The 9,074-nt window shown below is 62.8% G+C and carries 10 protein-coding genes; 1 reads left to right on the top strand and 9 read right to left on the bottom strand.

Translation table 11 applies throughout. The features are described 5' to 3' along the window. The 9 genes from Q4G22_RS15495 to Q4G22_RS15455 form a co-directional block, all read right to left on the bottom strand. On the bottom strand, positions 1–377 hold a 377-nt coding region (locus tag Q4G22_RS15495), incomplete at its 3' end, for an alpha/beta fold hydrolase (protein ID WP_303386788.1). A 53-nt stretch (positions 378–430) separates the two neighbouring features. Then, positions 431–1,759 carry an aromatic acid/H+ symport family MFS transporter gene (locus tag Q4G22_RS15490; RefSeq protein WP_303386787.1) on the bottom strand — a complete coding sequence of 443 codons (1,329 nt, stop codon included), beginning with the start codon at positions 1,757–1,759 and terminating at the stop codon, positions 431–433. Between the two features lie 25 nt (positions 1,760–1,784). Then, on the bottom strand, positions 1,785–2,561 hold the full coding sequence (gene benD / locus Q4G22_RS15485) for a benzoate diol dehydrogenase BenD (RefSeq protein ID WP_303386786.1): 777 nt from the start codon (positions 2,559–2,561) through the stop codon (positions 1,785–1,787). Further along, positions 2,558–3,580 (bottom strand): benzoate 1,2-dioxygenase electron transfer component BenC, encoded by a 1,023-nt coding sequence (gene benC / locus Q4G22_RS15480; protein WP_303386785.1) that lies wholly within the window; start codon positions 3,578–3,580, stop codon positions 2,558–2,560. Before benC ends, benD begins: the two co-directional genes overlap by 4 nt. Before the next feature lie 31 nt (positions 3,581–3,611). Then, entirely contained in the window at positions 3,612–4,100 is a 489-nt protein-coding gene (gene benB, locus Q4G22_RS15475; protein WP_303386784.1) for a benzoate 1,2-dioxygenase small subunit, read from the bottom strand. After that, positions 4,097–5,461 (bottom strand): Rieske 2Fe-2S domain-containing protein, encoded by a 1,365-nt coding sequence (locus tag Q4G22_RS15470; protein ID WP_303386783.1) that lies wholly within the window; start codon positions 5,459–5,461, stop codon positions 4,097–4,099. Before Q4G22_RS15470 ends, benB begins: the two co-directional genes overlap by 4 nt. Positions 5,462–5,544: 83 nt before the next feature. After that, on the bottom strand, positions 5,545–6,483 hold the full coding sequence (gene catA, locus Q4G22_RS15465) for a catechol 1,2-dioxygenase (RefSeq protein WP_303386782.1): 939 nt from the start codon (positions 6,481–6,483) through the stop codon (positions 5,545–5,547). Positions 6,484–6,552: 69 nt separating this feature from the next. Beyond that, complete coding sequence (gene catC / locus Q4G22_RS15460) at positions 6,553–6,837, bottom strand: muconolactone Delta-isomerase (RefSeq protein WP_303386781.1); 285 nt, start codon at positions 6,835–6,837, stop codon at positions 6,553–6,555. 11 nt (positions 6,838–6,848) lie between these two features. After that, entirely contained in the window at positions 6,849–8,048 is a 1,200-nt protein-coding gene (locus Q4G22_RS15455) for a muconate/chloromuconate family cycloisomerase (RefSeq protein ID WP_303386780.1), read from the bottom strand. A gap of 97 nt (positions 8,049–8,145) precedes the next feature. On the opposite strand from Q4G22_RS15455, the gene Q4G22_RS15450 reads away from it, so the two are divergent. Next, positions 8,146–9,072 carry a LysR family transcriptional regulator gene (locus Q4G22_RS15450; protein WP_303386779.1) on the top strand — a complete coding sequence of 309 codons (927 nt, stop codon included), beginning with the start codon at positions 8,146–8,148 and terminating at the stop codon, positions 9,070–9,072. Positions 9,073–9,074 lie beyond the last annotated feature (2 nt).

Raw genomic sequence — 9,074 nt, 5'->3', positions numbered from 1 at the left:
TCGCCGATCTTGGCGGCAGAGTTTGAAATCACCAGCCCCGCCAACAGCGCCGGATGCCGGGCAGCAAGGCTTTGACCGATCAGCCCGCCGATGGACAGGCCGATGAAAACCGGACGGTTCAGACCCAGATGCCCGATCAGCGCGGCGGCGTCATCGGCCAGTGTTTTAATCCTGTAGGGGCCGGGGGTTTCCTCGGACAAACCATGGCCGCGCTTGTCGTAACGCACCAGCCGCAGCCCGGCGGGCAGATGCGGGATCAGCGCGTCCCAGACCCGCAGATCGGTGCCAAGCGAGTTGGCAAAGACTAGCGCGGGCGCATCGCGCGGTCCCTCATCCATATAATGCAGGTTTGCGCCATTCAGCGTCGCGGTCAGCATGGCTCGGCCTTTCAGATGCTGCCCCGGCGCGTCTGCCACGCCGGGGCGGATTATCATTCCGCTGCCGCAACGGGTTGCGGTGCGATCTGCCGCGTTGCCGCCAGCGCAAAGACCAGCATCGCCAGCGCGGAAATCGCCGCAGGGATCGCGAAGATCAGAAAGTTCTCGCGCAGCGGCAGTTGCTGGGCCAGCAGCACGCCCCCCAGCGTCGGCCCAACGATGGCCCCGATCCGCCCCACGCCCGAGGCCCAGCCCAGACCCGAGCCACGGATCGACAGCGTGTAAAGCTGCGCCACGCTGGCATACAGCAGGATCTGCGTGCCGATGGTGGTTGCCCCGGCAACAAAGATCAGCGCGAACAGCGTCCCGGCGGTTGGGGCAAATCCGATCATCGCAATCGACAGCGCGGCGATGGCGAAAAAGCCGACAACGACCTTGGGCAGACCAAAGCGATCCCCCAGACGCCCGCCAAAGATCGCCCCCACCATGCCGCCAAAGTTCAGCGAGAACAGGCTCAGCAGGCTGGCGCGTTCGGCGTAACCGGCCTCTTGCAGCACTTTGGGCAGCCAGGACGACAGCAGGTAAACCAGCAGCAGGCAGCAAAAGAACGCGACCCACAGCATCAGTGTGCGCAGGCCGCGATTATCGCGGAACAGTTCCAGCACGGAACTGGATTTGCCTTTGGTTTCGTGGAACACCAGCGTGTCGGTGGCGGCAAGGCCGGGCTGCATCTGCGCAAAGATGCGCTTGGCCTCGTCCTGGCGGCCCTGGCGGATCAGAAAGCCAAGGCTTTCGGGCAGTTTCCACAGGATCAGCGGCAACAGCAGCAACGGCAGCGCCGCGACCCAGAACATCGGCTGCCAGCCAAAGGCCGGGATCAGCCAGATGCCCAGACCCGCCGCCACCATGCCACCGACGGAATAGCCGGAAAACATGATCGCGACCATGGTGCCGCGCAGGCGCTTGGGCGCGTATTCGTTCATCAGCGCGACCGCGTTCGGCATCAACCCGCCGCAGCCCAGACCGGCCACGAACCGCGCTACCGCGAACTGGTCGGGCGTTTGGGCGAAACCGGCCAGTAGCGTGGCGGTGGTGAACAGGGTAAAGCAGATCAGCACGCCCTTTTTCCGCCCGATCCGGTCGGCCAATGATCCAAAGATCAGCGCCCCGAACATCATCCCGAACAGCGCCCATGCCTGAAGCGTGCCGGCCTGCGGCTTGGTCAGCCCCCATTCGGTAATCAGCGTCGGCAGCACGGTTCCGGCCACAAAGACGTCATAACCATCCACGATCAGCAGAACGCCGCACAGCACCACCACCATCCACTGAAAGCGGCCAAAGCCACCTTGGTCGATGGCGTCATTCACGTCTATTTGTCTCATGTTTTCCTCCCCTTATTTATGATTGTCAGCCCAGATCGCCGCCCGCCACGGGCAGAACCGATCCGGTGATATAGCTGGCCTCGTCGGACGCCAGAAACAGGATCGGCGCGGTCTGTTCCTCGATCGTGCCGTAACGGTGCATAAAGGCCGATTGCTTGACCTGATCGACCACCTCGGCCATCCAGGCCTTTTCGGCATCCGTATCGCCCGCAGCATTACGGGGGATGCGGCGCGGAGGGGCCTCGGTCCCGCCGGGCGCGGTGGCGACGACGCGGATATTGCGGTCGGCCAGTTCCATCGCCAGCGACATGGTGATCGCGTTGATCCCGCCCTTGGCCGCCGAATACGGCACGCGGTGAATGCCGCGCGTGGCGTTGGATGAGACGTTGACAATGGTGCCGCCGCCGCGCGCGAACAGATGCGGCAAAACGGCGTGGCAGCAATACAACGTCGGCATCAGCGAGCGGCGGATTTCGGCGTCGATCTGATCGGGTTCGAACTCGGCAAAGGGGCGCATACGGATCGCGCCGCCGACATTGTTAATCAGGATGTCGATGCCCCCAAAGCGATCCGCCGCATGGGCCATCGCGGCGGCGGCACCTGCGGATGTTTCCAGATCGGCGTTAAAGGCCGTGGCCCCGGCTTCGGCGGCGATTTCGCCCACGAAATCGGCGCGGTCCACGAACAGCACCTGGCCCCCCTCGGCTGCCGCGCGGCTGGCCACCGCGCGACCGATCCCCTGCGCGGCCCCGGTCACGACGATGACCTTGCCCGCGAAACGCCCTGCGAATGGCCCGCTCATGCGACGGCCTGCGCGGGGGCGTTGGGGGTGAATTTTTCGTAATGGAAATTCGCGGGCCGAACCCCGGCATCGTCCAGATAATGGCGCACCGCATCGACCATCGGCGGCGGGCCGCACAGATACAGGTCAAACCCGCCCATCGTCAGATCATCGGGCATATGCTGCGTGACCCAGCCCTTGCGCGGATGGGTCGAGGTTTCTTCGGCCACCACGGTGGTGAAGGTGAAACCGGGCAGGCGCGCCGCATAAGCCGCGATCTGATCGACCAGCACCAGATCCAGATCGCGGGTCACGCCATAGATCAGATGGATTTTCTGCGTCGAGCCGGCGCGGGCCAGCACCTCAAGCATCGACAGGAACGGGGCCAACCCGGTGCCGCCTGCCAGAAACAGCAACGGACGCACAGGTTCGCGCAGATAAAAGCTGCCAAGCGGGCCGGTCAGGCTCAGCGTGTCGCCGGGTTGTGCGCGGGCCAGCCAGCTGCTCATCACGCCGTCCGGGATCATCTTGATGACGAAACCCGCCCGCCCCTCGCCCGGTGCGGTGCTAAAGGAATAGCTGCGATGCTGGCCGCTGCCCGGCACGTCGATATTGACATATTGGCCGGGCAGAAACACCGGCGCCGCGCCGTCGATGTCCAGTTCCAGCACAATCGCCGCGTCGTTATGCGGTTGAACGGCGGCGACCGTAGCCGCGAATTGCTGCTGGCCGGTCTTGCAGACGGTGGATGGCACCGGCACCGACAGCACGCAATCGCTGGAGGCGACCATCTGGCAGGTCAGCACCAGACCCTCGGCGGCCTCATCCTCGGTCAGGGCGTCGTCGATATAATCGTCGCCCAGATCATAGCTGCCGCTTTCGATGCGGCATTTGCAGGTGCCGCATACGCCGTCGGAACAGTCCATCGGCAGGTTGATCTTGGCGCGATATGCCGCATCAAGCACCTTTTCGCCCGGCAGGCAGTCGATGAACCGCGTCACCCCGTCTTCAAAGTTCAGTGCGATGGTATGGCTGGACATGAACCCCCTCCTTCTGGTTCCTGCCCGGCGGTCAGACGTGGTAAACGTCGATGACCTGCCGGATATAGTCGTTTTTCAGCACGATCTTTTTCGCCACGATCAGCGGGCCTTGGCCGGTCTGGCGCAAGGTGACGAAGATCGTGCCGAAAAACTGATCGGTGGTGTTGTAACGCTGGTTCAGCGTGTGAAAGTTATAGCGGACGTCCACCTCGTCGCCGCGATCCTCGATCACCTCGACATTGGTGACGGAATGGCTGGTGCGCGGTTCAGGCGTGGATGCGCCAGACCGTTCGGTTTCGATGCGGAACACGCGATCTTCCAACCCGTCGCGGTTGGGATAATAGATCAGCGAGATTTCCGATTGCGGGTCTTCGGTGATCTTGTCGTCGTCATCCCAGGCGGGCATCCAATAGCTGGCATCGGGCGCATAACAGTCCAGCCATTCGCGCCATTGGCGGTCGTCGAGATAGCGCGCCTCGCGATACAGGAAAGCGCAGATTTCGGTGTAAGACAGGCTCATTCCGCGGCCTCCTGCTGAATGGTTTCGGCAGCCAGCGCATCGCGCATGATCTGCTGCCAATAGGCGTGCTGGCGAACGAACAGCCCCTCGTCCTCGGACCTCTCGCCCGATAACTGCGGGTTCATCCCCATGCGGCGGGCGTTGTCGTCCGGCCCTTCAATCCACAGGGGCGCGCCGCGCGACATATCGTTCCACAGCGCGGCGGTGCCGTGATAGGCGGTCTGGCAGGCGCGGAATTCTTCCAGGTCATCCGAGGTGCCCATGCCGGATACGTTAAAGAAATCCTCATACTGGCGGATGCGGATCGCGCGGTTTTCGGCGCTTTCGCCCTTGGGTGCAAAACAGAAGATGCTGACCTCGGTCTTGCCGACGCTGATCGGGCGCACCACGCGGATTTGCGTTGAAAACTGATCCATCAGGAACACGTTGGGATAGATCCCAAGGTTGCGCGTCTGCCCCACGATGATGTCGGCGCGGTCCTGACCCACGCGTGCGGCGATTTCCTCGCGCTGGCTATAGACGGGGCGCACCTCGGGGTTCATGGTGTTGGTCCACAACAGAATGTGACCGTTTTCAAAGCCGTAAACGCCTGCGACCGATTTCGACCAGCCCGAGGCATCGACGGCCTTGGTGCCTTCCTCTTTCCGGCGGCCCATGGTCGCGGCATAGTTCCAGTGCACGGTGCTGACGTGATAGCCGTCGCAGCCGTTTTCCATCTGCAATTTCCAGTTGCCATCAAAGGTGTAAGAGGAATTGCCGCGCAGCACCTCGATCCCGTTCGGGGCCTGATCGGCGATCTGGTCGATGATGATGCGGGTCTCGCCCAGAAACTCTTCCAGCGGCGGGGAATCGGGGTTCAGGCTGCCAAACAGAAAGCCGCGATAGCTTTCAAAGCGCGCCACCTTGGTCAGATCATGCGATCCGTTCTTGTTGAACTGGTCGGGATACTGGCTGGTCCGTTCGTCCTTGACCTTTAACAGCTTGCCGGTGTTGGAAAAGGTCCAGCCGTGGAACGGGCAGGTAAAGCTGCCCTTGTTGCCATGCTTGCGACGGCACAGCATCGCGCCGCGATGCGCGCAGGCGTTGATGACGGCGTTCAGATTGCCGGTCTTGTCGCGGGTGATGACGATGGGCTGGCGACCGATGAAGGTGGTATAGTAATCGTTGACGCTGGGGATCTGGCTTTCATGCGCCAGATAAACCCAATTCGATTCAAAGATGTGCTTCATCTCCAGCTCGAACAGGTCTTCGTTCGTAAAGATGTCGCGGCGGCAGCGGAAGACGCCGGTTTCGGGGTCGTCCTGAACGGCGGTTTCCAGCAGCTCGTTCAGATCACGGGCCTTGTCGATGATCGCAGACATGGTTCCTCCTTTCAGGGGCTGCGCGGTGGCGCGCCCCTGCATTGAATGTCGGTGATTGTCGGGAAAGTCGGGTGGCGGGGCCGTCAGGCGGCCGCGCGGCGGCGTTGTTCGTTGATCTGGTTATCGACGCCATCGACCAGGGCGGTCAGGCGAACGTCGAACTGGATCTCGGCGAAGGGGCCGGGCATTTCGGTGCCGCCGATGGTTTCCGCGGTTGTGTGTTCGACGACATGCGGCACCAGACCTTCGCGGGTGGCATAGGCGAAATCGTCGTTGATCAGCGGGTCGCCTTCGATGTTGATCTGAGTGGTCAGCTTGCGATGATCGGGGGCGCTGACAAAGAAATGGATATGCGCCGGGCGCTGACCGTGGCGGCCAAGGGCGCTGAGTAATTGTTCGGTCGGGCTGCCGGGCGGCACGCCATAGCCCGAAGGCAGGATCGAGCGGGCGCGATACTGGCCGTTCTCATCAGCGATGATCGTGCGGCGCATGTTGAAATCGGGCTGCTGGCCGGTGGGGTCGAAATGCGAATAGAAGCCGCGCGTGTCGCAATGCCACAATTCCACCTTCGCGCCCGGCAGCGGATTGCCATCGGCGCCAAAGACCGTGCCATGCAGGAACAAAGGATGCCCGTTCGGGTCGCTGCCGTCATCCATACGGGCAAAGCCGGTGCTTTCGGGCGCACCCGCGACGTAAAGCGGGCCTTCGATGGTGCGCGGGGTGGGGTTTTCGATGCCAAGCGCGGCGTCGATGGCGTCCAGCCGTTCGTCGATGTAATGATCCAGCCCCAGACCGGGCGAGATCAACCCCGCCTGACCGGCAGCGCCCAGATCGTTCAGCCAGGCGATGCCCTGCCAGTATTCGTCGGGCGTGATGTCCAGATCGTCGATGGCGCGGAACAGATCCGACATCAGGCGATGGGTGATCTGCTTCATGCGGGCATTGCCGCTGTTGTTGTTCAGCCCGCTCAACTCGCGCAGGAATTCCTGCATGTCGGGGCGGTCGTGGATGGTTACGGTCATTTCTGGCTCCTCCCAATCGGGTTTGCTGGTCAAGGCGCCGGTCCCTCATCCCGGCGGCGATGACCGGGGTTAACTGTCATCCTCGCGGATCGAGGACGGGTGCCGCAGCAGCGGCGTGACCGTGATGGTCATGAAGGGGAACAGCGGCAGACCCGTCAGGATCTGGTGCAGTTCGTCGTTGTCGCGAACATCAAAGATGCTGACATTCGCGTATTCCCCAGCGATGCGCCAGATGTGACGCCACTTGCCGCTGGCTTGCAGTTCCTGCGAATAGGCTTTCTCGCGGGCGATGATGTCCGTCGCATCGGGCAGATCGCGGGGGATGTTCACATCCATGCGCACATGAAACAGCATCGGCAGGTTCCTTATTTGCGGGCGAAATGAGCAACGCGGTCGTCGTCAAGATCCAGCCCAAGGCCGGGGCCATCCGGCACGGTCAGGTGAAAATCGCTGTAATCCAGCGGGGTTTGCAGGATTTCTTCGGTCAGCAGCAGCGGGCCGAACAGTTCCGTCCCCCATTGCAGATTGGCAAAGGTGGCAAAGGCATGGGCCGAGATCACCGTGCCGACCGCGCCTTCCAGCATGGTGCCGCCGTAAAGCCCGATCCCCGCCGCATCCGCGATGGCCGCCACGCGCAGCGCACCAAATGCCCCGCCCGATTGTTCCAGCTTGACCGCGAACACATCCGCGCCATGAACCCGCGCCAGATCAAAGGCACTGTCCGGCCCGGTCAGCGATTCATCGGCCATCAGCGCCGTGGCAAAGCGGCGCACCAGCCGCGTCAGCCCGCCCGCCGTCGCCACCGGCTGTTCCACCAGTTCGCAGCCCGCATCGGCCAGCGCGGCCATGCCATAAGCGGCCTCGGTTTCGGACCAGGCCATGTTCACATCAACCCGCACCGCGCCGCGATCACCAAGGGCGCGCTTGATCGCTGCCACATGGGCAATGTCGTCACGGATCGGTTTCGCGCCGATCTTCAGCTTGAAGATGCGGTGGCGGCGCAGGTCCAGCATCTGTTCGGCCTCGGCAATGTCGCGGGCCGTATCGCCGGATGCCAGCGTCCACGCCACCGCCAGCCGGTCACGCCGCCGCCCGCCCAGCAGTTCACTGACCGGCAGGCCAAGGCGGCGGCCATGCGCGTCCAGCAGCGCGGTTTCGACGGCGGATTTGGCAAAGCGGTTGTCCTTGACCATCTTGCCCACGCGCGCCATCAGCGCCTGCACCCGCGTCGCATCCTGCCCGATCAGCAGCGGCGCGATATAGCGATCTACCGTCAGCTTCATGCTTTCGGGGCTTTCCGCGCCGTAAGCCAGCCCGCCGATGGTGGTGCCTTCGCCGATCCCGGTCGTGCCGTCGCTGCACCGGATTTTCACCAGCATCAGGGTCTGGCCGTTCATCGTGGCGACCGACAGTTTGTGCGGGCGAATGGTGGGCAGATCGACCAGCAGGGTTTCCACCCGCTCGATCACGGGGGCGTGGCGGTCAGTCTGGCGAAAGGGGGCGTGTGTCTGTTCCATGACGGAAATCTGTCGCAGCGTCTGGCCTTCGTCCAAGATCATTTGCATATGAAACGATACCTTCAAGGTATAGTATAAAAAATTATCTTTGTTTTCAGACGGTGCTGCGCTGCGGCATACCTGAATAATTGTGAGGAGAACGGCAATGGATCTGCGCCAGCTACGCTATTTCGTTGCGGTCGCGCGCGAGCGTAACTTTACCCGCGCCGCCGAGGCGCTGAATATTGCCCAGCCCCCGTTAAGCCGCCAGATTCAATTGCTTGAGGAAGAATTGGGCGTGGCGTTGATCCTGCGCAGCAGCCGCCCCCTGCGCCTGACCGAAGCCGGGCGGCTGTTCTATGAACAGGCGCTGCAAGTTCTGGGCCGGGTCGAGCAACTGGCCGAATCAACCCGCCGTGTCGGGCGCAACCAGAACCGCCTGCTGTCCATCGGCTTTGTCGCCTCGACGCTTTATGGCGGCTTGCCCGCGCTGGTGCGCAAGCTGCGCAGCCTTGAACCCGACCTTGATATTCGCCTGCTGGAATTGCTGTCGGCCCAACAGGTCGCCGCGTTGAAGGAAGGCCGGATTGATGTCGGCTTTGGTCGCCTGCGATACAGTGACCCGGCCATTGCCAGCACGACCCTGCGCAACGAACGGCTGATCGTGGCGTTGCCGCGTGCCGACCCGCTGGCCGCCGCTTCGACCCCGGTCGGGCTTGCGGCGCTGGCCGGGCAGCGGCTGATTATCTATCCCAATGAACCGCGCCCCAGCTATGCCGATTATATCCTGAACCTGCTGCGCGATGCCGAGGTTGCCGGGATCGAGGTGCAAGAGGTGCGCGAAATCCAGACCGCCCTTGGCCTTGTCGCCGCCGAGGCGGGCATCTGCATCATCCCGCGCTCGGCCAGCCAGATGCGTTCGGATGTGCATTACCGCCCGCTCGCCGACCCTCAGGCGACATCTCCTATCATTATCAGCCACCGCGCGGGGGATGGCTCTGCCACGCTGGAAACCATCCGTAAACTGATCGCGGAAATGTATGCCGAAAACCCGCCATGGCTGGATGAGGATCTGGGGCAAGGCGCTGTGTGATG

Origin of the sequence: Paracoccus sp. (in: a-proteobacteria) (assembly GCF_030538655.1) — a bacterium.
In the GTDB taxonomy this organism is placed as follows: domain Bacteria; phylum Pseudomonadota; class Alphaproteobacteria; order Rhodobacterales; family Rhodobacteraceae; genus Paracoccus.
The sequence above is the reverse complement of the archived record's forward strand: the minus strand, read 5'-3'. Positions and strand labels throughout refer to the sequence as shown.

Bases quoted from the DNA above. Each gene is read 5' to 3' on its own strand.
- catC (WP_303386781.1), bottom strand. From the start codon at position 6,837: ATGCTGTTTCATGTGCGCATGGATGTGAACATCCCCCGCGATCTGCCC.
- Q4G22_RS15490 (WP_303386787.1), bottom strand. From the start codon at position 1,759: ATGAGACAAATAGACGTGAATGACGCCATCGACCAAGGTGGCTTTGGC.
- catA (WP_303386782.1), bottom strand. From the start codon at position 6,483: ATGACCGTAACCATCCACGACCGCCCCGACATGCAGGAATTCCTGCGC.
- benC (WP_303386785.1), bottom strand. From the start codon at position 3,580: ATGTCCAGCCATACCATCGCACTGAACTTTGAAGACGGGGTGACGCGG.
- benB (WP_303386784.1), bottom strand. From the start codon at position 4,100: ATGAGCCTGTCTTACACCGAAATCTGCGCTTTCCTGTATCGCGAGGCG.
- Q4G22_RS15455 (WP_303386780.1), bottom strand. From the start codon at position 8,048: ATGCAAATGATCTTGGACGAAGGCCAGACGCTGCGACAGATTTCCGTC.
- benD (WP_303386786.1), bottom strand. From the start codon at position 2,561: ATGAGCGGGCCATTCGCAGGGCGTTTCGCGGGCAAGGTCATCGTCGTG.
- Q4G22_RS15450 (WP_303386779.1), top strand. From the start codon at position 8,146: ATGGATCTGCGCCAGCTACGCTATTTCGTTGCGGTCGCGCGCGAGCGT.
- Q4G22_RS15470 (WP_303386783.1), bottom strand. From the start codon at position 5,461: ATGTCTGCGATCATCGACAAGGCCCGTGATCTGAACGAGCTGCTGGAA.